Below are 26,585 nucleotides of genomic sequence, written 5' to 3' on the forward strand. Positions count from 1 at the left end.
CGGCCCGCATCGCGGCTGCGCCGGGGACCGCATGGCGCATGCCGCACGGCGCCAGCCGATATACTCGCGGTTCGTGCTCCTTCCGGATCCGCCCATGCTGACTTCGCTGCTGACACGCATCGTCCGGCTTGCCACCGCCTGGCCGTGGCGCGTCATCCTGCTGGCGGCACTGCTGACGGCGGCCAGCGGCACCTACGTGGCCCGTAACTTCGCCATCAACACCGACATCGGCCGCCTGCTGGATTCCGACGCGCCCTGGGCGCTGCGCGACGAGGCCATCGCCAAGGCCTTTCCGCAGCGTGGCCAGATGATCCTGGCGGTGGTGCAGGCGCCGGCCGCGGAGCTGGCCGATGCCGCCGCCGATGCGCTGGCCGAAGCCTTGCGCCGGCAGCCGGCGCGTTTTACCGCAGTCAGCCAGCCCGGCGGCGGCGCCTTCTTCGCGCGCAACGGGCTGCTGTTCGCCGGCACCGATGAAGTCAACCAGCTGACGCAGCAACTGACGCAGGCGCGTCCGCTGGTCAACGCCCTCGCGCGCGACCCGACGCTGCGCGGCCTGTCCGATGTGCTTACCACCACGCTGGCGCTGCCGCTGCAGATGGGGCAGGTCAAGCTGGGCGACATGGCCGGGCTGATGGGCAGCAGCGCACGCACGCTGGACCAGGTGCTGGCCGGCAAGCCCGCCGCGCTGTCGTGGGCGGGGCTGCTCGACGACAGCCTCAAGCCCGGCCCCGACGGCCAGGTCTACCGCTATGTCGCGCTCAGCCCGGTGCTCGACTACAGCGACCTCAAAGCCGGCGCCGCGGCCGCGCGCGCGATCCGCCACGCCGCGGACGAACTGCAGCTGGCGCAGCGCTACCAGGCTTCGGTGCGCCTGACAGGGCCGCAGGCGCTGGCCGACGATGAATTCGCCTCGGTCAGCGACGGCGCCGTGCTCAACGGCGCGCTGACGGTGCTGGCGGTGGTGCTGATCCTGTGGCTGGCGCTGCGTTCGGCGCGGCTGATCGTGGCGGTGCTGGCGAGCCTGTTCGCCGGGCTGCTGATCACCGCCGCGCTGGGACTGGCCATGGTGGGCGCGCTGAACATGATCTCGGTGGCCTTCGCGGTGCTGTTCGTCGGACTGGGCGTGGACTTCGGCATCCAGTTCGGCGTGCGCTACCGCGCCGAGCGCCATGACCGCGACCATATCGTCGATGCGCTGGGGCTGGCCGCACGCGCCGTCGGCGCGCCGCTGGCGCTGGCCGCCGCGGCTACGGCGGCGGCGTTCTTCTGCTTCCTGCCCACCGACTATCGCGGCGTGGCCGAGCTGGGCCTGATCGCCGGCGTCGGCATGGTGGTGGCGTTCGCCACCACCTTCACGCTGCTGCCGGCGCTGATCGCCGTGCTCAGGCCCGGTGGCGAATCTGCGTCGCCGGGCTTTGCCTGGCTGGCGCCGGCGGACCGCTTCTTCGACCGCTACCGCAAGCCGGTGCTGCTGGTGACGCTGCTCGCCATCCTCGCGGGCGCGCCGCTGCTGCCGCACCTGCGCTTCGACTTCGACCCGCTGCACCTGAAGGACCCGCAGTCCGAATCGATGGCCACGCTGCTGTCGCTGCAGGACGCGCCGCAGGCCGGCACCGACGATGTCAGCGTGCTGGCGCCGTCGCTGGCAGCCGCGCACGCGCTGGCGGGCCAGCTCGCGGCGCTGCCCGAAGTGGCGCGCGCGGTCACGCTGCAGAGCTTTATTCCCGACGACCAGCCGCCCAAGCTGCAGGCCATCGCAGCGGCATCTGCCGCGCTGATGCCGGCGCTGACCCAAGCCCCCGCGGCGCCCGCCACCGACGGCGCACGCGTCAATGCGCTGCGCAACGCCGCGCGGCAGCTGGCCATCGCCGCCGACGAGCATCCTGGTCCCGGCGCCGCCGAAGCGGCGCATCTTTCCGCCACGCTGAAGAAGCTGGCCGCAGCCGATGCGCCCATGCGCGACCGTGCCGAGCGCGCCATCGCCCTGCCGCTGCAGCTGGCACTGGCAAAACTGAAGCTGGCGCTGACGCCGCAGGCGGTCAGCCAGCAGACGCTGCCACCCGAGCTGGTGCGAGACTGGATTGCCGCGGACGGGCGCGCGCTGGTCAACGTCAGCCCGAAGCTGCCGCCACCCGCCAGTGCGCAGCGCGAAGCCGCGCTGGCAAGCTTTATCGCCGCGGTGCAGCGCGTGGCGCCCACCGCCACCGGCGGGCCGATCTCGATCCGCGGCTCGGCCGATACCATCATGACCGCGTTTGCGCAGGCGGGGGCCTGGGCGGTGCTGTCGATCACCATCCTGCTGTGGATCACGCTGCGCCGCTTCGGCGACGTGCTGCGCACGCTCATCCCGCTGCTGGTATCGGCCATCGTCACGCTGGAGCTGTGCGTGGTGTTCGGCATTGCGCTGAACTTTGCCAACGTGATCGCGCTGCCGCTGCTGCTAGGCGTGGGGGTTGCCTTCAAGATCTACTACGTGATTGCCTGGCGGCACGGCAAGACCCAGCTGCTGCAGTCCAGCCTGACGCACGCCGTGCTGTACAGCGCCGCAACCACCGCGGTTGCCTTCGGCAGCCTGTGGCTGTCGCAGCATCCCGGCACCGCCAGCATGGGCAAGCTGCTGGCGCTGGCGCTGGCCTGCACGCTGGTCGGCGCGGTGTTCTTCCAGCCGATCCTGATGGGCCGTCCGCGCGAAGAGGGTCCCCTCGGACCGGACCAGCCGGCCCGGCCCTGACGCTCTTTCCGCCCGCGCGACCGACCCACCCTGTCTCGATGCCCGTTCCGCTTCGCTTTCCGACGCTCGCCACAACCGCCATCGCCGCAACTGTGCTCGCGGGCTGCGCCACCGGCCCGCAAGCCACTCCGGACGATCCGCTGGAGCCGATGAACCGCGCCCTCTTCACCGTCAACGACAAGCTGGACCAGTATGTCGCCACGCCGGTGGCCAAGGGCTACAAGGCAGTCACGCCGGAGCCGGTGCGCGCCGCGGTCAGCAATTTCTATTCGAACCTCGCGGACATCGGCAACTTTGCCAACAACCTGCTGCAGGGCAAGGGCGTGGCGGCGGCGGAAAGCTTTATGCGGGTGGCGATGAATTCCGTGCTGGGCCTGGGCGGGCTGATCGATCTCGCCACGCCGGCAGGGCTGCCGAAGCACTCGCAGGATTTCGGGCTGACGCTGGGCACGTGGGGCGTGCCGTCAGGGCCCTACCTGGTGCTGCCGCTGTTTGGCCCCAGCTCGTTCCGCGACGGCGCGGGCCTGTATGTGAATTTCTGGTTCGATCCCACCACCTATGCCGAGCCGGCGGTGCGCAACTCGGTGTACGGGATGAACGTGGTCGACGTGCGCACCAACCTGCTGGGCGCGACCGACCTGCTCAAGCTGGCGGCGCTGGACAAGTACGCCTTTGTGCGCGACGCGTACCTGCAGCGGCGGCGCTACCTGCTCGGCGAGAACACTGCGTTGCCGGACTACGGGGATGACGAGGACGCCGGCGGGGACGCGGTGCCAGCATCACCGGCAGCCCCCGCCGGCACGCCGGCGCCCGCGCAGCCGCAGGCGCCGCAGGCACCGCAGGCACCCCGACAGGGCGCTTAGCTGCCGATACCCAGCAGCACCACTTCGAAGGTCAGCGTGGCGTTCGGCGGAATCGTGCCCGGCACGCCGCGCGCACCGTAGGCGGTGCCTGGCGGGCAGGTCAGGCGTGCCTTGCCGCCCACCTGCATGGCCTGCACGCCCTCGGTCCAGCACGGGATCACACGGTTGAGCGGAAAGGAGATCGGCTGGCCGCGCTTGTACGAGCTGTCGAATTCGGTGCCGTCCGCGAGCGTGCCGCGGTAGTGCACCTGTACCGTGTCGGTGGCCTTGGGCGAGGCGCCGGTGCCCTTGATCAGGTGCTGGATGGTCATGCCCGATGCCAGCGTCTGCGGCGCCGCGGCCGGGGCAGCAGGGGCGGCAGGCGCCGAAGCGGCCGGCCCGGCAGCGCAGGCGGCGCCGGCAAGGGTCAGGGTGCCAAGGAAAAGCGCGAGTGTTTTCATGGAAGGCCTGCTCTCGAGGTCGTGATTGGGGATGCGGCAGTTTAACCGACGCGCGCCGCCGGTATGGCGGCGGCGGCATATCGCGCACCGCGGCCGCACCGCCCGCAGGCATGGTGCGCCGCACCGCGGCGCGCCCGTTACACCGGGCGTTTTGCCGTCTACGATGGTTCGTGACAGCCTGCCGCCGCGCGGGCGCACGGAGACGGTCATGGCACTGACGGATTCCAGGGACCTCGTGGTCTCAACCTTGAACACGCGCTCGGTGGCGCAGTACGAGACCGCCCTGCGCCTGCTGAACGGCTACTACGGCGACCCGCTTGCCGTGATCGACGCCGCGCTGGCCGACGACCCCGGCTTCGCCATGGGCCACGCGCTGCGCGCCGCGCTGATGGTGACCTCAGGCGACGGCACCGCCGAGCCCATGCTGCGCCAGAGCGTCGAGGCCGGCGAAGCGCTGCACGCCCGCGCCAACGAGCGCGAGCGCCGCCATATCGCCGCGGCGCGCGCCTGGCTCGACGGCGATTTCGAGCGCGCCGTGCGCTGCTATGGCGACATCGTGATCGATTATCCACGCGACCTGCTCGCGCTGCAGACCGCGCACCTGGGCGACTTCCTGCTGGGCCAGTCGACCATGCTGCGCGACCGCGTGGCGCAGGCGCTGCCGCACTGGGATGCCGGCATGCCCGGCTACGGCTACGTCCTTGGCATGCACGCGTTCGGCCTGGAAGAAACCCAGCTCTACGAGCGCGCCGAGGAAACCGGACGGCGCGCGCTGGAGTGCCAGCCGCGCGATCCGTGGGCGGTGCATGCGGTGGCGCACGTAATGGAGATGCAGGGCCGGCTCGCCGACGGCATTGCCTGGCTCGAAGGCCGGCGCCAGGACTGGGCCGAGGACAACATGCTGGCGGTGCATAACTGGTGGCACCTGGCGCTGTTCCTGCTGGAAGACGACCGGACCGACGAGGTGCTGGCGCTGTACGACCGCGCCATCAGCCGACCCGCGCCGGCGATCGCGCTGGACCTGGTCGATGCCTCCGCGCTGCTGTGGCGGCTGCAGCTGCGCGGCGTGGACGTGGGCCGGCGCTGGCATGCGGTGGCGGATGACTGGCTCGGCCGCGGCGCGGCTGGCTATTACGCTTTCAACGACGTGCATGCGGTGATGGCCAGCCTGGGCGCGCAGCGCCCCGCCGCGGCCGACCAGGTGCGCGCCGCGCTGGAGCGGGCCGCGCTGGGCAACGGCACCAACGCGATGATGTCGCGGGAAGTAGGGCTGCCGGTGGCCGATGCGCTGATCGCGTTTGCGCAGGGCGATTACGCCACCGCGATCGAGCTGCTGGTGCCGGTGCGCCTGGTGGCCCACCGCTTCGGCGGCAGCCACGCGCAGCGCGACGTGATCGGGCTGACCCTGCTCGAAGCAGCGCTGCGCAGCGGCAGCGGCAACCTGGCGCTCGCGCTCACCGCCGAGCGCGCCGCGCTCAAGCCCGTCAGCCCAAGCCTGCGCCGGCTGGTGCAGCGCGCCGACACCTGCCGCGCGCAACCCTGACGCATGGGAGGGGAGTGGCGGCAGGGATGGGAACCGGCGCCTATACTGCACCTGTCCTGACCGGAGACCCGCCATGCCCAGCATCCGCGCCCTGTTCCGTCCCGCCCTGCTCCGACCCATCCTTGGCGCCGCCGCCCTGGCCATGGCGGCCGTGCCGGCCATCGCCCACCACGGCTGGTCGACCTATGACGAGACCAAACCGATGACGCTGACCGGCAAGATCGTCGAAAGCCATTACGAGAACCCGCACGCGCACATCCGCATCGACGCCGGCGGCAAGCGCTGGCTCGCGGTGCTGGCCCCCGTGTCGCGCATGGAAGCGCGCGGAGCGACCTCGGACAAGGTCGCGGTGGGCCGCGAGGTCACGCTGGTCGGCTACGCCAGCAAGGAAAAACCGGACGAACTGCGCGCCGAGCGCATCACCGTGGACGGCAAGACGGTCGAGCTGCGCTGAGCCGGCACGCCGCATGCCGGCGCTCTTCACCACGTGGACGGAATGGGCCAGCACGCTGGCGCGATTGCCGTTCGCGGCAGCGCTGCGCAGTTCGGCGTGGGCCTATCCCGCGGTGGAGATCGTCCATCTGGCCGGCATGGCGCTGCTGTTCGGCTCTATCTTCGTGGTCGACATGCGGCTGGCAGGGCTTGGCCGGCGGTTGCCGGTCAGCCTGCTGCTGCGCCATGCGCTGCCGTTCACCGTCGGCGCCTTCATCGCCGTCGCGGCCAGCGGCGTGCTGCTGTTCGTGGCCCATGCCGACGAGCTGGCCGGCAACCCGGCATTCCTCACCAAGCTGGGCCTGATCGTGCTGGCACTGGGCAACGTGCTGTGGTTCCACGCCGGACCAGGCCGCAGCCTGCACGACCGAGAGCGCGGCTGGGACGCCGACGCGGCGCCGCCTGCCGGCGCACGGCTGAATGCCATGCTGTCGATTGCCGCGTGGCTGCTGGTGATCTGCGCCGGACGGCTGATCGCCTACGTCTGAAGCGGCACGCCGCCGCCATGCCCCCGTCTGGCCCGGCCGACTGCGCGTAAACGCCAATCCCCGGTCGATTTGCCGGCAAGCACAATGTATTCACATTCCCCAATATTCGATTAAAGTGATACACATTGTCGTAAATGTGAATCTCACCGCCAGATATTATTTTTATTTAAATCTGGTTTGCCGATAAAAACCGGCGACGGCCTTTGCCTGGCAATACCTGGCTCCCGCGGATGCGGCCTGTCATTGGGCCGCGGCGAGCCTTGCAGGCAGGTCCGTATGCCGCGGCACATGGGGAACCCCTTTGCATGGCGTTGACCGGCAAGGGCGCGGGGTCATCATGAGGTCCGGTTTGCCATCACGGCCTTGCCGTGATTTTCGTGGGGGAAACCTGGCGGCGCATCCGCGCCGCCAGGCCGGCTTCGGCCATCACCCAGGAAAGGCATCGGCACATGACCAAAGCCACGATCCAGACCGCGCGCGTCGCGGGCAACAGCCCGGAACAGGTCCGCGCAGCGCTGTCGCAGCTCTATCCCGGGGTTGCGGTACATACTGCATCGCCGGCGCTGGAGTTCGAGCTGCAGCAGCACCAGTTCGGCGAACTGGCGGTGATCCGGCTGTCGACCACCACGGCGATCCAGCTGGACATGATGCAGCGCCTTGACGGTTACCTGCTGCTGACCGCCGCGCAAGGCGCCGGCCTCGAGACCGGCAAGACGCCGGCCGCACCGCTGTCGCCCATGCCGCCATCCTTTATGCTCGACATGCAGCAGGTCGGGGTCTGGCGCTGGCAGCCGGGCAGCTACGACATGGTCATGATCGACGGCGCGCGCCTGCACAACCGGTTGCGGCACCTGTTGGAACGACCACTGGTGCAGCGCGTGAAATTCCACCAGTCGATCCCGGCCGATGCCCCGGCGCTGCAGCTGGCGCGCGCACTGGCCGGCGCGGCGCCCGGCTTGCGGCGCGATGATGCGCGCATGCGCGCGTGCGCGACCGAGCTGGCGCTGAGCCTGGCCGATGCCCTGGTCTACGCCGTGCTGGACGATATCCCGCACAACTACTCGCTGCTGCTGGAGCAGCGCCACGCCGGCCCTTCGCCGCGCCACGTCAAGCGCGCGATCGACTATATCCATGCCAATGCGCGCGCCGTGCTGGCGCTGGACGACATTGCCCGCGCGGCGCGCGTCAGCGTGCGCACGCTGCAGGCCGGGTTCGCGCGCTTCCAGGGCTGCTCGCCGATGCAGTACGCCAAGCGCGTGCGGCTGGAAGGCGTCTACAGCGCCTTGCGCGGCGGCGAGCTCGAGGATTCGGTGGCGCAGATCGCGCGGCAATGGGGCTTCAGCCACCTCGGCCAGTTCGCCCATGACTACCGCATGGCCTTCGGCGAAACGCCCTCGGAGACGCTGCGCACGCGCCAGAGCGCGTCGAACGACGAGGCCTTCGCCAGCCGCGGCGGCATGCCCGGCTGAGCCGCGCGCGCGCCGCACCGGGCCTGCCGCTATCGGGATTGCGCAGCGCCTATCAAACCGGCGCACTGTATCGAATCTGAAACAGATCACGCATGGACGAACGTGTGTGTGCGCGAATACTGTGCATGCACTACCGACCGGTCACTCAGGATGAAGGAGACTCAGCATGGCTTCGTCAGGCGTTCTGCTCAACCACACGGATGTTCCTGTCGCCCCCGGCACCCGCACCGTTGCTTCACCTGACGGCCCGGCCAACTTCCTGATCGCCGCGCAGCGCGACAGCGTCGCCAACTTCGCGCGCGAAGGCAACGACCTGCTGCTGACGATGCGGGATGGCAGCACGCTGCGCATCCAGGGGTTCTTCACCAACGGGGCCCAGTACAACAACCTGGTGTTCGTGCAGGAAGACGGCCAATGGCTGGCCGATTTCAGCCAGGCGCTGGGTGCGCAGGGCGATGGCGTGGCCGAGGCCGCCATGCTGTTCGAGCCGATCGGCGACAGCACTTCGACGGCATTGCTGCTGGGGCTGCTGGGCGCCGCGGCCGGTGCCGGCATCATCGCGGCCGCGGCCAGCGGTGGCGGCGGGGATGGCGGCGGTGGCGGCGTTGGCGGCGGCACCCCGCTGGCCACGCCCAAGGTTGCGCCCACCAACGGCGCCACGCTGTCCGGCACCGCCCCGGCCGGCAGCACGGTCGGCATCGACTTCAATGGCGACGGCAAGGCCGATGCCACCGTCACCGCCGATGCAGCGGGCAACTGGACCTATACGCCGGCGCAGCCGCTGCCCGACGGCACCGTGGTCAGCGTTACCGCCACCGACGGCTCCGGCAACACCAGCCCGCCGGCCACGGTGACCGTCGACGGCGCGGCCCCGGCAGCGCCCGCGATCAACGCGGCCAGCAACGATGCCGGTACGGCGATCGTTGCCGGAGGCAGCACCAGCGACACCACGCCCACGCTTTCCGGCAGCGCCGAGGCGGGCAGCACCGTCAGCATCTACAGCGGCACCACCCTGCTCGGCACCACCATTGCCGACGTGAACGGCCGCTGGAGCTTCACGCCGCCGTCGGGCCTGTCCGATGGGGACCATGCGCTGACGGTCACCGCCACCGACGCGGTCGGCAATACCGGCCCCGCCAGCGCGCCCTTCCTACTGACGATCGATAGCGCGGCGCCTGCGGCGCCCGTGATCACGCCGAGCGACGGCAGCGTGATCGCCGGCACTGCCGAGCCTGGCAGCACCATCCATATCGACCTGGACGGCGACGGCACGCCCGATGTCACCGTTACCGCCAACGACAGCGGCAACTGGACCTACACGCCGTCCCCGGCCCTGGTCGACGGCGCCCTGGTCAGCGTCACTGCCACCGACGCCGCGGGCAATACCAGTACGCCGGCCACCGCCACGATCGATGCCAGCGCACCGGCCGCGCCGGTGATTGGCAGCGTCACAGACGACGCCTCCCCGTCGACCGGCGCGCTCGCCGACGGCGATACCACCAACGACGCCACCCCGACACTTTCCGGCACTGCCGAAGCCGGCAGCACCATCAGCATCTACAACGGCACCACGTTGGTCGGCACCACCACCGCCGACGCCACCACCGGCGCCTGGACCTTCACGCCCACGTCACCGCTGCCGGATGGCCCCGTGAGCCTGACCGTCACCGCCACCGACGCCGCGGGCAACACCAGCGCGCCCAGCACCGCCTTCACGCTGACGCTGGATGCCACGCCGCCCGCGATCCCGGCCATCACCGGCGCGACCGATGACAACCCGGTCAGCACCCCGCTGGCTTCCGGCGACAGCACCAACGACACCACGCCGACACTCACCGGCACCGCCGATGCCGGCAGCACCATCAGCATCTACAACGGCGCCACGCTGATCGGCACCACCGTTGCCGATGCCACCACGGGCGCGTGGAGTTTCACCCCGACCACGCCGCTGACCGACGGTCCCTATGCGCTGACCGCCACCGCCACCGATGCGGCGGGCAACGTCAGCGCGCCGACCGCTGCCTTCAACCTTACTGTCGACACCGCTGCACCCGCCGACCCGGTCATCACGCAGGCCAACGGCACCACGATCTCCGGCACCGCCGAAGCCGGCAGCACCGTCGATATCGACTTCGATGGCGACGGCACGCCGGACGCCACAGTCACGGCCGACGCCACCACTGGCGTTTGGACCTACTCGCCTGGCACGCCGCTGCCCGATGGCACCGCGATCAGCGTCACCGCGACCGATGCCGCCGGCAATACCAGCGCGCCGGCCACCGCTACGGTCGACGCCACGCCGCCCGCGATCCCGGCCATCACCGGCGCGACCGACGACAACCCGGTCGCCAGCCCGCTGGCTTCCGGCGACAGCACCAACGATTCCACGCCAACGCTCACCGGCACTGCCGATGCCGGCAGCACCATCAGCATCTACAACGGCGCCACGCTGATCGGCACCACCGTTGCCGATGCCACCACCGGCACGTGGAGCTTTACGCCCACGTCGCCGCTGCCCGACGGCCCCGTGAGCCTGACCGCCACCGCCACCGATGCGGCCGGCAACATCAGCGCACCGACTGCTGCCTTCAACCTCACTGTCGATACCGCCGCACCCGGCACGCCGAGCATCACGCAGGCCAGTGGCACCACGATCTCTGGCACCGCCGAAGCCGGCAGCACCGTCGATATCGACTTCGATGGCGACGGCACGCCGGACGCCACAGTCACGGCCGACGCCACCACTGGCGTTTGGACCTACTCGCCTGGCACGCCGCTGCCCGATGGCACCGCGATCAGCGTCACCGCGACCGATGCCGCCGGCAATACCAGCGCGCCGGCCACCGCTACGGTCGACGCCACGCCGCCCGCGATCCCGGCCATCACCGGCGCGACCGACGACAACCCGGTCGCCAGCCCGCTGGCTTCCGGCGACAGCACCAACGACAGCACCCCGACCCTGACGGGCACCGCCGAAGCCGGCAGCACCGTCAGCATCTACAACGGCGCCACGCTGATTGGCACCACCACCGCTGACCCGACCACCGGCGTGTGGAGCTTCACGCCAACCTCGCCGCTGCCCGACGGCCCTGTGAGCCTGACTGCCACCGCGACCGATGCGGCAGGCAACGTCAGTGCGCCGACTGCTGCCTTCGACCTGACTGTCGATACCGCCGCACCTGGCACGCCGAGCATCACGCAGGCCAGCGGCACCACGATCTCCGGCACCGCCGAAGCCGGCAGCACCATCGCTATCGACCTCGATGGCGATGGCACGCCCGACACAACGGTCACCGCCGATGCGACTACCGGCGTGTGGACCTATTCGCCCGGCACACCACTGCCCGATGGCACCGGAATCAGCGTTACCGCCACCGATGCCGCTGGCAATACCAGCGCGCCGGCCACCGCCACGGTCGACGCCACGCCCCCTGCGGTCCCGGCCATCACTGGCGCAACCGACGACAACCCCGTCAGCACCCCGCTGGCTTCCGGCGACAGCACCAACGATTCCACGCCAACGCTCACCGGCACTGCCGATGCCGGCAGCACCATCAGCATCTACAACGGCGCCACGCTGATCGGCACCACCGTTGCCGATGCCACCACGGGCGCGTGGAGTTTCACCCCGACCACGCCGCTGACCGACGGTCCCTATGCGCTGACCGCCACCGCCACCGATGCGGCGGGCAACGTCAGCGCGCCGACCGCTGCCTTCAACCTTACTGTCGACACCGCTGCACCCGCCGACCCGGTCATCACACAGGCCAACGGCACCATGATCTCCGGCACCGCCGAAGCCGGCAGCACCGTTGATATCGACCTCGATGGCGATGGCACGCCCGACGCTACGGTGACGGCCGACGCCACGACCGGCGCGTGGACCTATTCGCCAGGCACGCCGTTGCCTGACGGCACGGGGATCAGCGTCACTGCCACCGATGCCGCCGGCAATACCAGCGCGCCGGCCACCGCCACGGTCGACGCCACGCCGCCTGCGATCCCGGCCATCACCGGCGCGACCGACGACAACCCGGTCAGCACCCCGCTGAACTCCGGCGACAGTACCAACGACACCACGCCGACACTCACCGGCACCGCCGATGCCGGCAGCACCATCAGCATCTACAACGGCGCCACGTTGATCGGCACCACCGTCGCCGATGCGACCACCGGCCAATGGAGCTTCACGCCGACCACGCCGCTGACCGATGGGCCTTATGCGCTGACGGCTACCGCCACCGATGCGGCAGGGAACATCAGCGCGCCGACCGCTGCCTTTAACCTGACGGTGGACACGGCAGCACCCGCTGACCCGGTCATCACTGTTGCCAATGGCACCACCCTGTCCGGCACCGCCGAAGCCGGCAGCACCGTCGGTATCGACCTCGACGGCGACGGCAACCCGGAGGGCACCGTCACCGCCGATACCACCACCGGCGAGTGGACCTACTCGCCCGCCGGCGGACTGCCCAATGGCGCCGTCGCCAGCGTCACCGCCACCGATGCCGCCGGCAATACCAGCGCTCCTGCAACGGTGACCATCGACGCCACGCCGCCTGCAATTCCGCTGATCACCAGCGTCACCGACGACAATCCGGTCGCCACCCCGCTGAATTCTGGCGACAGCACCAACGACAGCACGCCGACGCTCACCGGCACGGCCGATGCCGGCAGCACCATCAACATCTTCAACGGCGCCACGCTGGTCGGCACCACCGTCGCCGATGCCAGCACCGGGGTGTGGAGCTTCACCCCGACCACGCCGCTGACCGATGGGCCTTATGCGCTGACCGCGACCGCCACCGATGCGGCAGGCAATATCAGCGCGCCGACTACCGCCTTCGACCTGACCGTCGACACCGCTGCGCCGACTGCGCCGACGGTCGCGCAGGCCAACGGCAACACCATCTCCGGCACCGCCGAGGCCGGCAGCACGGTCAATATCGATACCAACGGCGACGGCACCCCGGACGCTACCGTCCCGGCCGATGCCACCACCGGCGCGTGGACCTATTCGCCCGGCACGCCGCTGCCCGACGGCACCGCGATCAGCGTCACCGCGACCGATGCCGCCGGCAACACCAGCGCACCGGCTACCGCCACCGTCGATGCCTTCGCACCGTCCGCGCCGGCCATCACGACCGTCACCGACGACGTCGCGCCGGTCACCAGTACGCTGAACTCCGGCGACAGCACCAACGACGACACGCCGACCCTCACCGGCACCGCGGAAGCGGGCAGCACCGTCAGCATCTTCAACGGCACCACACTGCTCGGCAGCGTCACCGCCGATGCCACCACCGGGACCTGGACCTTCACGCCGACCACGCCGCTGACCGATGGCGTCTATGCGCTGACCGCCACGGCGACCGATGCCGCGGGCAATGTCAGCGCGCCGACCACCACCTTTGACCTGACCGTCGATACCGCTGCGCCGACCGCCACGGTGGCGGTCACCGCGCTCACCGACGACACCGGCACTCTTGGCGACTGGATCACTGCCGACACCACGCCCGTCGTCAGCGGCACGCTCAGCGCGGCGCTGGCCCCCAACGAGAGGCTGGAAGTCAGCATCGACGGCGGCCTGACCTGGACCGATGCGGTGGTCACCGGCAACACGTGGCAATGGTTCCCCACCGGCCAGCTCGCGGACGGCACCTATACGATCACTACCCACGTGACCGACAGCGCTGGCAATATCGGCGCGGTCACCACCCAGAACTTCACGGTTGCGCAGCAGGCGGCGCCCGAGGCTGCCGTGAACGAAGCCGGCGGCTTGCTGGGCATCGCCGATGCCAACCTGCTCGGGCTGATCGACCTGAGCGCGCAGCAGTTCTTCACCGCCAGCGACTACAACGAGAACATTAGCAGCGTGGTAATCCAGTATGGCAGCCTGCTGGGGATTGGCATGCAGCGGCTCGACGCCAGCCAGGCGCTGGCCGCGGAACTGGGACTCACCTTCAACGTGGTCAACGACCCTGGCACTGTGTTCATCGCCCCCACGTCCACGATGACGATAGGCGCCATCGGCGGCGGCCCGATCGACAACCTGAGCCTGAACGAACTGCTCGGTTCGATCACGCTGGAGGGCGGCCTGCTGGGCGTCAGCGCAAGCCTGCTCGACTCCATGTCGATCACCGCGACCGACACCACCGGGCTGACCACCACGTCCACCGGCAGCCAGCTGGTCAGCGCCGGCGTGCTGACCAACCTGCTCGGCGCGACCCCGCCGTCGGCGATCATCGAGGGCGATGGCGCAGGCAATACGCTCACGGGCAGCGCGGGCAATGACCGGCTCTACGGCTACGATGGCAACGACACCATCAATGCCGGCGACGGCAACGACCTGGTGCGCGGCGGCGCCGGCGACGACATCCTGAATGGCGAGGCCGGCAACGACGTACTGATCGGCGGCGCCGGCAACGACACCATGAGCGGCGGCGCCGGCACCGACGTGTTCCTGTGGGAGGCCCGCGGCACCGACGGCACCGGCGGCAACGGCACCGACACGATCACGGACTTCACCGTGGGTACCGCGCCGGGGCAGGCCGGCAACGACGTGCTGGATGTGTCCGCGCTGCTGAATGGCTACGCTGCCGACGCCAACGGCCCGGCCCACTACCAGAACGGCGTGGCCACCATCGATGCGGGCGACAACATCGGCCAGTACCTCAGCGCCACGCAGCAGGGCGCCGATACGGTGATCACCATCGACCGCGACGGCGCCGGCACGGACTACAGCGCACAGACGCTGGTGACGCTGAACAACGTGACCACCAACCTGGAGACCTTGCTGGCCAACCAACAGATCCTGGTCTGACCCCGCAGCCCCCGGCCCGGCAGCATGCGCGAGCAGCCGGGCCGTCCGTGCCGACGGCATGCGTGCATGCATGCCGGCGCAATCGACACATTCCGGACGGCATCGCAATTTTGTTCACAGTCAGACTGACCCTTGACGCCGGCGCGAGCGCCGGCCCCGGCTTCGGCCTCTCCTGTTTTCCCGGTTTCACCGCCTCGCGCGCGGCAAAACCGCTTTTCGGCACACTGCTCGCGATGCTGCTCGCGGCCATGTCGATGGCCCGGCCGGCGGTTGCGGCGCCGGTACCAGCGCTTGCCGCGACGGCGACGCTGCCCACCGCGCCGGCGCCGAATGCCGTCACATCGAACGGCGTGCCAGCGGCTTTGCGCATCCCGCTGGCAGGCATGGCGCTGCACGAGGCTGTCGGCATCGCGATCTCGCGGCATCCCGATATCGGCCGCGCCAACGCGGTGGTGGCGCAGAGCGAGGCCGAGATCGCGGTGGCGCGTTCGGCCTGGTACCCCAAGCTCGAATATGGCGTGCGCCCGGGCTATGGCGGCAGCTTCGGCAGCGGCGGCAACGACATGGGCGCACGCGCCTCGGTCGGCGTCAGCCAGCTGCTGTACGACTTCGGCCGCACCGCCAGCAAGATCTCGGCCGCGGACGCTTCGCTGGTGCAGCGCCGCCATGAGCTGTCCGACACGGTCGAGCAGATCGCCTACAACACCGCCTCCATCTATATCGAACTGGCCGCCAGCCAGGCGGTGATGGCGGCCGCGCAGCGCCAGCTCGAAACGCTGGCGGTCACGCGCGACAAGATTGGCCAGCGCGTGCGCGCGGGGCTGTCGGTCAGTTCGGACGGCACCATGGCCGACGTGGCGATCCAGCGTGCCCGTACCGAGGTGCTGCGCGCGCGCACCCGTTTCGACGTGGCCGCGTCGCGCCTGGCCGAGCTGATCGGCGTGCGGCCCGAGCGCGTGGCCGAACTCACGCGCACCGAAGACGAGGTCCGCGGCCTGGGCAACGAGGGCGACGACATCGAGCACACGCCCAAGGTGCTGGCCGCCGCCGCCGCGGCCGAAGCCGCGCACGCGCGCGTGACGCTGGCCGAGGCCGAGCGCTTCCCGTCGGTCAGCGTCGGCGTGAGCCGCTCGGTGTCGACCGGGCGCGCCAATGCCAATGACGACACCTGGATCGGCGTGGCGATCGCCGGCGACTTCTCGCTGGGCGGGCTGAACCGGCACCGCATCGACGCCGCCCGCGCGGGCCAGCGCGCCGCCCAGCAGGCGCTCGACAACGAGCGGCTGCTGGCCCGCACCACGCTGCATTCCGCCGCCACCGAGGCGGCCGGCGCCGCGGCGCGCACGCAAAGCTATGCGCAGATGATCGCGCTGCTGCGCGCTTCGCGGGACCTGTACTGGCAGGAATACATCCTCAACAAGCGGACCCTGACCGACGTGCTCAATCCCGAGCGCGAGATCTTCCTGGCCGAGCAGGAATGGATCGGCGCGGTCGCCGACGGCATGCTGGCGCGCATCAAGGCGCACGCCGCCACCGGCAGGTTCGTGGCCTTGCTGCGGGAGCACGACAGTGCAAGCCACCCTTGATGCACCGAGCGCCGGCACCACGCCGGCGGGCGCCAGACCCCACGATGGCAGCGCTAAGGCGCAGGCGGCGCAGCCGGCATTGGCCTGGGCCGAGGCGCTGCTGCTGGCGGCCCGCCAGCTGGGACTGTCGCCTTCGCCGGAACTGGTGCGGGGCGCCGCCGCCTGGACCGACCGCGCCGACGCCGGGCGCGCGGTGGTCGAGATGGCCGCCGCCGCCGGCTTGTCGGCCCAGTTTGCCGACCTGCCCGCGGCTGCGCTGTCGCCGCTGCTGCTGCCCGCGCTGGTGGTGCTGGACGGAGAGCAGATCGGCCTGCTGACGGGCATCGCCGACGGCAAGGCGGTGCTGCAGTTGCCCACCGACGCCGGCACCATCGAGCGCACGCCCGCGCTGGCGGCGCTGGCGCGGCAGGACGGCGACGGCAGCGTGCGCCTGCTGCTGGTGCGCGAACGCGTGGCGCCGCGCAGCGGCCGTCTCGACGCCTACCTGGCAGCGCGCCCGGAAGGCTGGCTCGGCAGCATCTTCACCGCCAACTGGCGCACGCTGGTGGAGCTGGGCGCGGGCTCGCTGTTCGGCAACCTGCTGGCGGTCGGTACCTCGCTGTTCGCGATGCAGGTGTGGGACCGCGTGGTGCCGGCGCGCTCGCTGCATACGCTGTGGGTGCTGGCCAGCGGCGTGGCGCTGGCACTGGTGCTGGAGCTGCTGATCCGCACCGTGCGGGTGTCGATCGCCGACCATTTCGGCAAGCAGGTCGACCAGCGGCTGTCGGCAATGTTCTTCGCGCGCGTGCTGGATATCCGCAACGATGCGCGCCCGCGCTCGCCTGGCACGCTGGTGGCGCAGCTGCGCGACCTGGAGCAGCTGCGCGAACTGCTCACCTCGAGCACGCTCGGGGTGCTGATCGACCTGCCCTTCGTCGCCGGCTTCCTGGTCATCATCTGGCTGCTTGGCGGCTGGCTGGTGCTGGTGCCGCTGGTGGCGATCCCGCTGCTGGTGCTGCCCGGGCTGGTGGCGCAGATTCCGCTGGCGCGGCTGTCGCAGCAGGGCATGAGCGAGGCCGCGCTGCGCAACGCGATCCTGATGGAATCGATCTACCGGGCCGAGGACATCAAGACCCTGCAGGCCGAGCCGCGCTTTCGCAAGCTGTGGGACCAGGTCAACGCGGTCAACGGCGAGATCGGCCTGAAACAGCGCTTTATCGCCGGGCTGCTGCTGAACCTGTCGCAGACGGTGCAGCAGCTGGCCTATGTCGGGGTGCTGGTGGCTGGCGTGCATGGCATCCTGGATGGGGGCCTGTCGTTCGGCGCGGTGCTGGCCTGCTCGATCCTGACCAGCCGCACCATCGCGCCGCTGTCGCAGATTCCCGCGGTGCTGGGGCGCATCCAGAACGCGCGCGTCGGCAAGCAGGGACTGGACGCACTGCTGAGCCTGCCGCTGGACCACGACCCGGCGCGCGACGCGTACCACCGGCCCGCACTCGTGGGGCGCTATCGCTTCGAGCAGGTGGTGTACGGCTTCGACCCGCAGGAAAAGCCGGTGCTCAACATCCCGCAGCTGCAGATCGCGCCCGGCGAGCGCATTGCGGTGCTGGGCCGCGTCGGCGCCGGCAAGTCCACGCTGCTGCGCCTGCTGGGCGGGCTGGCGACGCCGGTGCAGGGCCGCATCCTGTTCAACGACACGCCCTTGCCGCTGATCGATCCCGCCGACGTGCGCCGCGACGTCGGCATGGTGATGCAGGAATCCAGCCTGTTCTACGGCACCTTGCGCGACAACCTGCTGGTGGCCGACCCGCTCGCCACCGACGAGGCCATGCTGCAGGCGCTGCGGCTGGCGTGCGCCGACCGGCTGCTGCTGAACCAGGTGCACGGGCTCGACCTGACCATCCGCGAGAACGGCGTGGGCCTGTCCGGCGGCCAGAAGCAGGCGCTGATCCTGGCGCGCACGCTGCTGCGCGCGCCCAACGTGCTGCTGCTGGACGAGCCCACCGCATCGCTGGACGAGGCCACCGAGCAGGCCGTGATCGCGCGGCTGCGGCCCTCGCTGGGCCAGCGTACGCTGGTGGTGGCGACGCACCGCTACGCGGTGCTGGCGCTGGTCGATCGCATTATCGTCGTCGACAACGGACGCATCGTGCGCGACGGCCCCAGGGATGCGGTGCTGGCCGCGCTGCGTGGCAAGGGCGCGCAGGCGGCCAGCCCGCTGGACCCGTCAGGAGGCTGAACATGGGCATGGGCACAAGAGCGGCCGGGGCCGCGGACTGGATGCACATCGGCGGACAGCCCCAGGGCCCGCGCTACCTGCTGTGGGTGATCGTCGGCGCGCTGACGCTGTTCCTGCTATGGGCGGCTCTGGCCGGGCTGGATGAAGTGGCGATCGGCGAGGGCCGCGTCACGCCGGCGTCCAAGGGCCAGATCATCCAGAGCCTGGAAGGCGGCATCGTGGCCGAGCTGGCGGTGCGCGAGGGCGACGTGGTCGAAGCCGGACAGCAGCTGGCCACGCTCGACCCGGTGCAGGCGCGCGCTTCGATGGAAGAGACGCTGGAGCGGATCGCGGCGCTGCAGGCGCGCGCCGCGCGGCTGCATGCGGAAATGAACGATGCCGCCAACGTTGCCTTCCCGCCAGAGCTGGCCGGCAACGCCGCGGTGGTCGATCGCGAGCGTCAGCTCTTCACCGCCAACCGTCGTGCCTTCCGCGAGAATGTCGGCAACCTGCGCGAGCAGCTGCGCCTGGCCGAAAACGAGCTGCAGATCGCTATCCCGCTGTTGCGCACCGGCGCCACCAATGAAGTCGAGGTGCTGCGGCTGCGGCAGAAGGTGGCCGAGTTCTCGACCAAGCTAGCCGCCACGCAGAGCGAATACTACGTGGCGCTGAAGGCCGACTACGCCACCACCATGGCCGACCTGGGCCCGCTGCTGAAGGTGCGTGAAGGCCGTGCCGACCAGTTGCGCCGCACCGCCATCAATTCGCCGGCGCGCGGCATCGTCAAGGACATCCGCGTCTCCACCATCGGCGGCGTGGTCAGCCCCGGCGGCGTGCTGATGGAAATCGTACCGCTGGGGGACCAGTTGCTGATCGAGGCGCGGCTGAGCCCGCGCGACATCGCCTTCATCCACCCGGCGCAGCCGGCCACGGTCAAGATCACGGCGTTCGAGCCGTCGATCTACGGCACGTTGCCGGCCCGCGTCGACCGGATCTCGCCCGACACCATCGAAGACCAGGTCGACAAGCGCATCTACTACTACCGCGTCTACGTGCTGACCGACCATGCCTACCTGGAAACCAGCGACGGCAAGCGCCATCCCATCCTGCCCGGCATGGTCGCCACGGCCGAGATCCGCACCGGCCGCCGCACCGTGCTCGATTACCTGCTCAAGCCGCTGCGCCGCGCCGCCGAGGCCTTGCGCGAGCGCTAAGGGTTGTCCGCCCGCCCCGCAGCACGGCCATCATGCCGGGGTCGGCGACTGCATGCCCAGCACCGCCACCAGCGCCAGCACCAGCGCGGCGGTGCCGGCTTCGAGCAGCAGGCTGCGCCGCAGCGCCTGGACTGCCTGCAGCGCCGGGCCCCGCTCTCCCGTGCGCGCAGCCGCTTCCAGCCGCGGCGCCAGCGCAAACCGGTTCGCCGCCGCCAGCCCGAGCATGGTGGCAAACAGCGCAAGCTTTGCCGCCAGCAGCCCGCCGTAGGACATCGGCGCGAATTCGGGCATCACCGGCCCGACGATGAGCCAGTAGTTCAGCACGCCGGTGATGACCAGCAAGGCCACGATGCCGGTACCGATGCGCGCGAAGCCGTTGGCGCTGCGACTCAGCAGCGCAAGGGCCTCGCCGTGCGGCATCGACCCGGGCCATGCCAGCAGCAGGAACGCCGCCAGCGCCCCCACCCATGCGCCCGCGGCCAGCAGGTGGGTCACGTCCGAGGCCAGGTGCAGGTAGCGCACCGCGCCGTCGTGCATCGCGCCATGCCCGCCCCACGCCAGCGTGGCCAACGCCACGCCGCCATACGCGGCCAGCACCGCGCCGGAGGCTCGTGACCGGCGCGCCTGCATGCCGGCCAGTACGAACAGCAGCAGCGCCGCTACGCGCACGCACCAGGCCACGCCGAAATCCGTCCCGGTGACGATCATGGTGAAGACGTGGGCCTGCAAGGCCGCATAATCTGACACGCCCGTCATGGCGCGCGCCATCTCGACCAGGGCGCCCAGCGACAGCAAGATGCCCGCGACCGCACTGCCCAGCGCCAGTGCCCCGCAACGCCGCGCGAAGCTGCCGCTACTTTCGTTCCGGCGCAGCGCATAGAGGCAGAACAGCGGCAGCCCGAACACCAGCGCGAGGTCGAGATAAAGCGCCAGGCGCAGCCCGGCGGCCAGCCATTCCGGCTGCGCCAATTACTTCACCGTGAACGTGACGTTGCCATTGACGGGATGGGTGTCGGAAGAGACCGCGCGCCAGTCCACCCGGTAGCTGCCCGGCGGCAGCGGCTGCGAGGGGGTGATCACCATGGTCTTGGGGTCATCGCTGCCCGAGACCTTCACGGCCATCTTCATCGGCGCATGGTTGGCCATGCCCGGCATGCCGGTCATCACCAGGTTGGCGCCGGAAAACTGGGTGACAAGGTTCTCTGAGAAGCGCAGCTCGATCTTCTGCGGCGCGGGCACCTCCGCCTTGTCGGCGGGCGTCGACGATTCCAGCTTGGGATGCGCGAAGGCAAGGCTGCTGGCCAGCGCGGCAGTGGCCGCAATCATGGCGTGGATCAGGGGGCGATTGGCATGCATGATGGTCTCCGCTGAGGGATGTAGAAGTGTGATGGTCCGGGCGACCGCGTCAGAACCACACGCGGACGCCGGCGACGAAGCGCGTTTCGCCCGACTTGCCGCCCGCGGTGCGGATCATGTCCGCGGTATTGCCGAAGGTCTGGTAGCGCTCGACGCCGATATACGGGGCGAACTGCCGGCTGAACTCATAGCGCAGCCGCAGCCCGACGGTGCCGTTGGACAAGCCGCTGCCGATCCCCACTTCGGGATCGTTCTTGCCATACAGATTGGCTTCGATGCGCGGCTGCAGGATCAGGCGCTGCGTCAGCAGCAGTTCGTATTCCGCCGACAGCCGCAACGCGGTGCGGCCGCTGGTGCCGACATAGGCGGTGGCATCGACCTCGAACCAGTACGGCGCCAGCCCCTGCATGCCGAACGCCAGCCAGTTGCGCCCCGGGCGCCCGCTGCCGGTGTCGTTGCGCAGGCCCAGCTGGGTGTCCCAGTAGCTGGCCACGGCGTGGCCCCACAGCAGTTCGGTGCGGGCTTCATGCAGCTTGCCATGCGCGGCCTCGCCCTCGGCCTTGAGCACCAGCTTGTCGAAGCTGTTGCCGAACCATGCCTGCGCCTCGTAGGCGGCGGCATTGCTGCCGTTGGCATGGGCCCACTCCAGGCGGTCGACCAGCACCGAGGCGAACAGGTGCTCGTCGGCCATCACCAGCTGGCGCTTGTCGCCCAGCGCGTACTGGCCGACGCCAAGCTGGTAGCCGCCGGAATAGGCGTGCGGGTCACGCGCGTCGGGAGGCGCGCTGCCGCCCTGCATCTTCATGTCGCCATGGTCCATCGCCGGGGCCGCCTCTTGCGGCGGCGCGTTGGCGCCGTCCATGGTCTGGATCTCCGGCTGGTCCATGCCTTGCACCTGGCCGTGGTCCATCCCTTGCATCTGGCCATGGTCCATGCCCTGCATCTGGCTATGGTCCATACCCTGCATCGCGGCAGGCGCGGCCGGTTGGCCGTGGCCGTGCGCATGGCCGGCATGCGGGTCCTGCGCAAAGGCTGCGCCCATGGCGCCCAGCGCCAGCGCCGCGGCCAGCATGGTCTTCTTGTATCCGGGCATAAAAATCGAGAGTTCGGCTTGCTTCATCACGCCACCACCACTTCGCGGAACATGCCCGCATCCATATGCAGCATCAGGTGGCAATGCCAGGCCCAGCGGCCCAGCGCATCGGCCGTGACCAGGAAGCTGATGCGCTGCGCCGGCTGCACCGGGATAGTGTGGCGCCGCGCCTGGAAGCTGCCGTCGGGCGCCTCCAGTTCGCTCCACATGCCGTGCAGGTGCATGGGGTGGGTCATCATGGTGTCGTTGTGCAGGATCACGCGCAGCCGTTCGCCATGCTTGAAGTAGATCGGCGTGGACTTGCCGAACTCGACGCCGTCGAACGACCACGTATAGCGCTCCATATTGCCGGTCAGGTGCAGCTCGACCTCGCGCCCCGGCCCGCGCGCATCCATGGCCCCGCCGATGGTGTGCTGGTCGGCCAGCGTCAGCACGCGCCTGCCGTTGTTGCGCAGGCCGATGCCGGGGTCGTCCAGGTTGGTGCGGGCCATGTCGACGCGCATGTCGGTGCTGGCGCCGTATTCGGTGCGGGCATGGCGCGCGGTCTTGCTGGGCACCCGCAGCGCGTCGGCGGGCGCCATCGCGTGCTGGCTGTGGTCCATGCCGGCGTGGTCCATGCCCGCCATCGGCATCGCGCCATGCCCGGCGTGGCCGGCGTGGGCACCGTGACCAGCGTGGCCACCTTGGCCCCCATGGCCCCCGTGACCGCCATGGCCGGTCATCGCGCCCATCATGTCGGTCATGGTCAGCCATTCGGCCCGGTCCAGCGCGGGCACCGGCGCCGACAGGCCCTCGCGCACCGCCAGCGTGCCGCGCGCATAGCCGGTGCGATCCATCGACTGCGCGAACAGGGTGTAGGCGTCGTCCTGCGGCTTCACGATGGCGTCGCAGGTCTCGCCGGGACCGAAGCGGAATTCGTCGACGGTGACGGGCTCGATGTCCTGGCCGTCGACCTGCACCACGCGCAGCTTGAGCCCGGGGATGCGCACGTCGTAGAAGGTATTGCCCGAGCCGTTGATAAAGCGCAGCCGCACGGTCTCGCCGCGGCGGAACAGCGCGGTCCAGTTGCCGGCGGGCGTGACGCCGTTGGCCAGGTGGGTAAGCGTGGCGCTGGACAGGTCCGCCAGGTCGGTCGGGCTCATCCGCATCTGGTTCCACATGCGGCGCTTGTCCAGCGCCTGCTTCAGCCCGTCACGCGACACGTCGCGGAAGAAGTCGACCACCGTGGGTTGGTTGTAGTTGTAGTAGTCGCCCTGGATCTTGAGCTTGTTCAGCACCCGCATCGGGTCTTCGTCGGTCCAGTCCGACAGCAGCACGGTATGGTCGCGGTCGGCGTGCGCGCGCTCGTGCCCGGAGGCCGGATCGATGACGATGCCGCCGTACACGCCGGTCATCTCCTGGAAGCCGGAATGCGAGTGATACCAGTAGCTGCCAGTCTGCGTAACCTTGAAGCGGTAGGTGAAAGTCTCGCCGGGCGGGATGCCCGGGAAGCTGATGCCGGGCACGCCGTCCATCTGGTAGGGCAGGATGATGCCGTGCCAGTGGATCGAGGTGGCCTCGCGCAGGCGGTTGGTCACGCGGATGGTGACGGTGTCGCCCTCGCGCCAGCGCAGCGTCGGGCCGGGAAGCATGCCGTTGATGGTGGTGGCGATGGTTGGCTTGCCGGTGTAGTTGACCAGCGATTCGCCGATCACCAGGTCGAACTCGGTGCCGCGCAGCACCGGACCGGCACCGCTGCCCGCCGGGGCGGGCTGCCCGTCGCGCGCGCCGCTGCCGCCGTGCCCGGCATGCTGCGCCCAGGCGCTGGCGCCAAACCCGCCCAGGCCGGCGACCACGCCGCCGGCGGCCAGCCCCTGCACGAAGCGGCGGCGCCGCAGGTCGGGCAATCCGGAGAGCGGATCAGGCAGCAAAAAAGGCAGCGCTGGGCGGCCGGGGCTTGGATGGCGTCGCATGTCACGTGGGTTCGGTTAGTTGGCATGCCAAGCGTAGCCAGCGCCACCCTACCGAGGTCTGACCGGAACATGACAATCCGGTAATCTTGCGGTCATGTTGGCGCCGGCAACGCCGGCGTAGAGTTGCCTGGCCGTGAAGGAGCGATCGGCCGGCCCGATCGCATAAGGAAAGTGCTGATGAAACTGCTTGTGGTAGAGGACGAGTCCAAGACCGGCGAATACCTGCGCCAGGGGCTGACCGAGGCGGGCTTCGTCGTCGACCTGGTGCGCAACGGCCTGGACGGCCAGCACATGGCCATGACCGAGCCCTACGACCTGATCATCCTGGACGTGATGCTGCCGGACGTGGATGGCTGGCGCATCGTGCAGGCGCTGCGCGCGGGGCAGAACCCGGTGCCGGTGCTGTTCCTGACCGCGCGCGACAGCGTGGCCGACCGCGTCAAGGGGCTGGAGCTGGGCGCCGACGACTACCTGGTCAAGCCGTTCGCCTTCTCGGAACTGCTCGCCCGCGTGCGCACGCTGCTGCGCCGCGGCACCGCGCAGATGACGCTGGACCGTATCCAGGTGGCAGACCTGGTGCTGGACCTGACGCGCCGCCGCGCCACGCGCGCCGGGCGCCGCATCACGCTGACCAGCAAGGAGTTCGCGCTGCTGGAGCTGCTGGCGCGCCGCCGCGGCGAGGTGCTGCCGCGCTCGCTGATCGCCTCGCAGGTGTGGGACATGAACTTCGACAGCGACAGCAATGTCATCGACGTCGCGATCCGGCGCCTGCGCGCCAAGATCGATGACGGCTTCGAGGCCCGCCTGATCCAGACCGTGCGCGGCATGGGCTATGTGCTGGAAGCGCCCGAAGCCGCCGACGAAGCAGACACGCCGGCACACGACGGGCAGCCCACATGAAGCCCCGGCTGTCGCTGACGGCGCGGCTAACCATCCTGTTCTCGCTGTCGTCGGCGGCGGTGCTGCTGGGCCTGGGCGTGCTGATCTGGCTGGCGATCGACGATCATTTCGCCGACGAGGACTACGCGGTGCTGGCTGACAACGTGCGGCTGATCGAAAAGATCGCCGCCGACGGCCCCGCGGCGTCGCTGCCGCAACGGCTGGGTCCGGCGCTGGAACACCATGCCGGCTTCGTCGCCGAAGTGCGTGGCGCCGATGGCAAGCGCCTGTACGCCACGCGGGATTTCGATTTCCGCCCGGCGCTGGCCGCCGCCGCGCAGGCGCCGGCAGGAAACGACGCCTTTGCCTGGGACCAACAGGGCCAGACCTACCGCGGCCTGCGCGCGCAGCTTGCGGTCGCACCCGCCGGCGGCCAGCCCGGCGCGCTGCAGGTGCTGGTCGGCATGGACACGGCGCTGCATGACCACTTCCTGCACGCGTTCCGCAACACGCTGGCCTTCTACGGCACGCTGGCGGCGCTGGCGAGCGGGCTGCTGGGCTGGTGGGCGGCGCGCCGCGGGCTGTCGCCGCTGCGCACCATGGCCTCGCGCGCGCGCGCCGTGACCGCGCACAAGCTGGACGAGCGCATGCCGGTCGAGACCGTGCCGGTGGAAATGGCGGACCTGGCCGCCACCCTCAACGCGATGCTGGAGCGCCTGCAGCGCGACTTCGCGCGCCTGTCGGAATTCTCGTCGGACCTCGCGCACGAGCTGCGCACGCCGATCACCAACCTGATGACGCAGACCCAGGTGGTGCTGTCGCAGCCGCGCGATGCGGCGCGCTACCGCGACGTGCTGGCGTCGAACGTGGAAGAGTTGCAGCGGCTGTCGCGCATGGTCTCGGACATGCTGTACCTGGCCAAGACCGAGCACGGCATCACGCTGCCCAGCGCGGAACCGATCGAGGTGGCGGATGAAGTCGAGGCGCTGTTCGATTTCTACGATGCGCTCGCCGAGGACAAGGGCGTGCGGCTCACGCTGCGCGGCCGCGGCCGCATTACCGGCGACCGGCTGATGCTGCGCCGGGCGCTGAGCAACCTGTTGTCGAATGCACTGCGGCATACGCCCGCGGGCAAGGGCATCGTGGTGGAAATCACGCCGGGTGCCGACGCGGTGCAGGTGGTGGTCGAGAACGAAGGCGAGACCATCCGGCCGGAACTGCTGCCTGCGCTGTTCGACCGCTTCTTCCGCGCCGACAAGTCGCGCGCGCGGCCCGAATCGGATGGCGCGGGACTGGGGCTGGGGCTGGCGATCACGCAGGCCATCGTCGCCGCGCACGGTGGCGCAATCGGCGTGTCGTCAGAGGCAGGCAAGACGCGCTTTACCCTGACGTTTCGCGCTTAGCCGGGCCTCACGCGTGGGCAAAAAAAGCCGCCCACGCCAGTTACAGCCGTGGGGGA

General features: G+C 70.0%; 17 protein-coding genes. 12 read left to right on the forward strand and 5 right to left on the reverse strand.

Annotated elements, in window-relative coordinates; all coding sequences use genetic code 11:
* The first annotated feature begins 94 nt into the window (after positions 1–94).
* Together ACEI37_RS04020 and ACEI37_RS04025 are read left to right on the forward strand one after the other, a co-directional pair.
* Positions 95–2,731 (forward strand): MMPL family transporter, encoded by a 2,637-nt coding sequence (locus ACEI37_RS04020; protein WP_373377446.1) that lies wholly within the window; start codon positions 95–97, stop codon positions 2,729–2,731.
* A 38-nt stretch (positions 2,732–2,769) separates the two neighbouring features.
* On the forward strand, positions 2,770–3,594 hold the full coding sequence (locus tag ACEI37_RS04025) for a VacJ family lipoprotein (protein WP_373377447.1): 825 nt from the start codon (positions 2,770–2,772) through the stop codon (positions 3,592–3,594).
* Here the strand turns inward: ACEI37_RS04025 and ACEI37_RS04030 are convergent.
* Positions 3,591–4,034, reverse strand: coding sequence for an FKBP-type peptidyl-prolyl cis-trans isomerase (locus ACEI37_RS04030; RefSeq protein WP_373377448.1), 444 nt, complete (start codon positions 4,032–4,034; stop codon positions 3,591–3,593). The genes ACEI37_RS04025 and ACEI37_RS04030 overlap by 4 nt on opposite strands.
* Before the next feature lie 208 nt (positions 4,035–4,242).
* Here ACEI37_RS04030 and ACEI37_RS04035 point away from each other — a divergent pair, with 208 nt between their 5' ends.
* From ACEI37_RS04035 to ACEI37_RS04070, 8 genes are all read left to right on the forward strand, one after another.
* Positions 4,243–5,577 (forward strand): tetratricopeptide repeat protein, encoded by a 1,335-nt coding sequence (locus tag ACEI37_RS04035; RefSeq protein ID WP_373377449.1) that lies wholly within the window; start codon positions 4,243–4,245, stop codon positions 5,575–5,577.
* Between the two features lie 73 nt (positions 5,578–5,650).
* A complete protein-coding gene (locus ACEI37_RS04040; protein WP_062803601.1) occupies positions 5,651–6,031 on the forward strand; it encodes a DUF6152 family protein in 381 nt (126 codons plus the stop codon).
* 13 nt (positions 6,032–6,044) lie between these two features.
* Positions 6,045–6,557 (forward strand): DUF6644 family protein, encoded by a 513-nt coding sequence (locus ACEI37_RS04045; protein WP_373377450.1) that lies wholly within the window; start codon positions 6,045–6,047, stop codon positions 6,555–6,557.
* Between the two features lie 449 nt (positions 6,558–7,006).
* Positions 7,007–8,026 carry a helix-turn-helix transcriptional regulator gene (locus ACEI37_RS04050; RefSeq protein ID WP_373377451.1) on the forward strand — a complete coding sequence of 340 codons (1,020 nt, stop codon included), beginning with the start codon at positions 7,007–7,009 and terminating at the stop codon, positions 8,024–8,026.
* Positions 8,027–8,192: 166 nt separating this feature from the next.
* The gene (locus tag ACEI37_RS04055) at positions 8,193–14,849 is read left to right on the forward strand and encodes an Ig-like domain-containing protein (protein WP_373377452.1); all 6,657 of its coding nucleotides are present in this window, start codon (positions 8,193–8,195) and stop codon (positions 14,847–14,849) included.
* Positions 14,850–15,082: 233 nt separating this feature from the next.
* Positions 15,083–16,435, forward strand: a complete 1,353-nt coding sequence (locus tag ACEI37_RS04060) for a TolC family protein (RefSeq protein ID WP_373377453.1) — start codon at positions 15,083–15,085, stop codon at positions 16,433–16,435.
* Between the two features lie 79 nt (positions 16,436–16,514).
* The gene (locus ACEI37_RS04065) at positions 16,515–18,653 is read left to right on the forward strand and encodes a type I secretion system permease/ATPase (RefSeq protein ID WP_373377712.1); all 2,139 of its coding nucleotides are present in this window, start codon (positions 16,515–16,517) and stop codon (positions 18,651–18,653) included.
* A 41-nt stretch (positions 18,654–18,694) separates the two neighbouring features.
* On the forward strand, positions 18,695–19,846 hold the full coding sequence (locus ACEI37_RS04070) for an HlyD family efflux transporter periplasmic adaptor subunit (RefSeq protein ID WP_373377713.1): 1,152 nt from the start codon (positions 18,695–18,697) through the stop codon (positions 19,844–19,846).
* Positions 19,847–19,876: 30 nt separating this feature from the next.
* Here ACEI37_RS04070 and copD read toward each other — a convergent pair whose 3' ends face one another.
* Genes copD through ACEI37_RS04090 form a run of 4 tightly spaced genes read right to left on the reverse strand, consistent with a single transcriptional unit; the run spans position 19,877 to position 24,247 of the window.
* Positions 19,877–20,815, reverse strand: a complete 939-nt coding sequence (gene copD, locus ACEI37_RS04075; RefSeq protein WP_373377454.1) for a copper homeostasis membrane protein CopD — start codon at positions 20,813–20,815, stop codon at positions 19,877–19,879.
* Positions 20,816–21,202: a copper homeostasis periplasmic binding protein CopC gene (gene copC, locus ACEI37_RS04080; protein ID WP_373377455.1), complete on the reverse strand. Its 387-nt coding sequence runs from the start codon at positions 21,200–21,202 to the stop codon at positions 20,816–20,818. It abuts the gene before it with no gap.
* Between the two features lie 49 nt (positions 21,203–21,251).
* Positions 21,252–22,322 carry a copper resistance protein B gene (locus tag ACEI37_RS04085; protein WP_373377456.1) on the reverse strand — a complete coding sequence of 357 codons (1,071 nt, stop codon included), beginning with the start codon at positions 22,320–22,322 and terminating at the stop codon, positions 21,252–21,254.
* Positions 22,322–24,247 carry a copper resistance system multicopper oxidase gene (locus ACEI37_RS04090; protein ID WP_373377457.1) on the reverse strand — a complete coding sequence of 642 codons (1,926 nt, stop codon included), beginning with the start codon at positions 24,245–24,247 and terminating at the stop codon, positions 22,322–22,324. The genes ACEI37_RS04085 and ACEI37_RS04090 overlap by 1 nt, the downstream gene beginning before the upstream one ends.
* Before the next feature lie 177 nt (positions 24,248–24,424).
* Between ACEI37_RS04090 and ACEI37_RS04095 the strand changes: the two genes are divergently transcribed.
* Both ACEI37_RS04095 and ACEI37_RS04100 read left to right on the forward strand, forming a co-directional pair.
* Entirely contained in the window at positions 24,425–25,147 is a 723-nt protein-coding gene (locus ACEI37_RS04095) for a heavy metal response regulator transcription factor (RefSeq protein WP_373377458.1), read from the forward strand.
* Positions 25,144–26,529 carry a heavy metal sensor histidine kinase gene (locus ACEI37_RS04100; RefSeq protein ID WP_373377459.1) on the forward strand — a complete coding sequence of 462 codons (1,386 nt, stop codon included), beginning with the start codon at positions 25,144–25,146 and terminating at the stop codon, positions 26,527–26,529. Before ACEI37_RS04095 ends, ACEI37_RS04100 begins: the two co-directional genes overlap by 4 nt.
* The last annotated feature ends 56 nt before the right edge of the window (positions 26,530–26,585 follow it).

This window comes from Cupriavidus nantongensis, assembly GCF_041726985.1.
Classification (GTDB): Bacteria; Pseudomonadota; Gammaproteobacteria; order Burkholderiales; family Burkholderiaceae; genus Cupriavidus; species Cupriavidus nantongensis_A.

Bases quoted from the DNA above. Each gene is read 5' to 3' on its own strand.
- ACEI37_RS04045 (WP_373377450.1), top strand. From the start codon at position 6,045: ATGCCGGCGCTCTTCACCACGTGGACGGAATGGGCCAGCACGCTGGCG.
- ACEI37_RS04085 (WP_373377456.1), bottom strand. From the start codon at position 22,322: ATGAAGCAAGCCGAACTCTCGATTTTTATGCCCGGATACAAGAAGACC.
- ACEI37_RS04025 (WP_373377447.1), top strand. From the start codon at position 2,770: ATGCCCGTTCCGCTTCGCTTTCCGACGCTCGCCACAACCGCCATCGCC.
- ACEI37_RS04035 (WP_373377449.1), top strand. From the start codon at position 4,243: ATGGCACTGACGGATTCCAGGGACCTCGTGGTCTCAACCTTGAACACG.
- ACEI37_RS04055 (WP_373377452.1), top strand. From the start codon at position 8,193: ATGGCTTCGTCAGGCGTTCTGCTCAACCACACGGATGTTCCTGTCGCC.
- ACEI37_RS04070 (WP_373377713.1), top strand. From the start codon at position 18,695: ATGCACATCGGCGGACAGCCCCAGGGCCCGCGCTACCTGCTGTGGGTG.
- ACEI37_RS04095 (WP_373377458.1), top strand. From the start codon at position 24,425: ATGAAACTGCTTGTGGTAGAGGACGAGTCCAAGACCGGCGAATACCTG.
- ACEI37_RS04040 (WP_062803601.1), top strand. From the start codon at position 5,651: ATGCCCAGCATCCGCGCCCTGTTCCGTCCCGCCCTGCTCCGACCCATC.
- ACEI37_RS04050 (WP_373377451.1), top strand. From the start codon at position 7,007: ATGACCAAAGCCACGATCCAGACCGCGCGCGTCGCGGGCAACAGCCCG.
- ACEI37_RS04090 (WP_373377457.1), bottom strand. From the start codon at position 24,247: ATGCGACGCCATCCAAGCCCCGGCCGCCCAGCGCTGCCTTTTTTGCTG.
- copC (WP_373377455.1), bottom strand. From the start codon at position 21,202: ATGCATGCCAATCGCCCCCTGATCCACGCCATGATTGCGGCCACTGCC.
- ACEI37_RS04030 (WP_373377448.1), bottom strand. From the start codon at position 4,034: ATGAAAACACTCGCGCTTTTCCTTGGCACCCTGACCCTTGCCGGCGCC.
- ACEI37_RS04060 (WP_373377453.1), top strand. From the start codon at position 15,083: ATGCTGCTCGCGGCCATGTCGATGGCCCGGCCGGCGGTTGCGGCGCCG.
- ACEI37_RS04020 (WP_373377446.1), top strand. From the start codon at position 95: ATGCTGACTTCGCTGCTGACACGCATCGTCCGGCTTGCCACCGCCTGG.
- ACEI37_RS04100 (WP_373377459.1), top strand. From the start codon at position 25,144: ATGAAGCCCCGGCTGTCGCTGACGGCGCGGCTAACCATCCTGTTCTCG.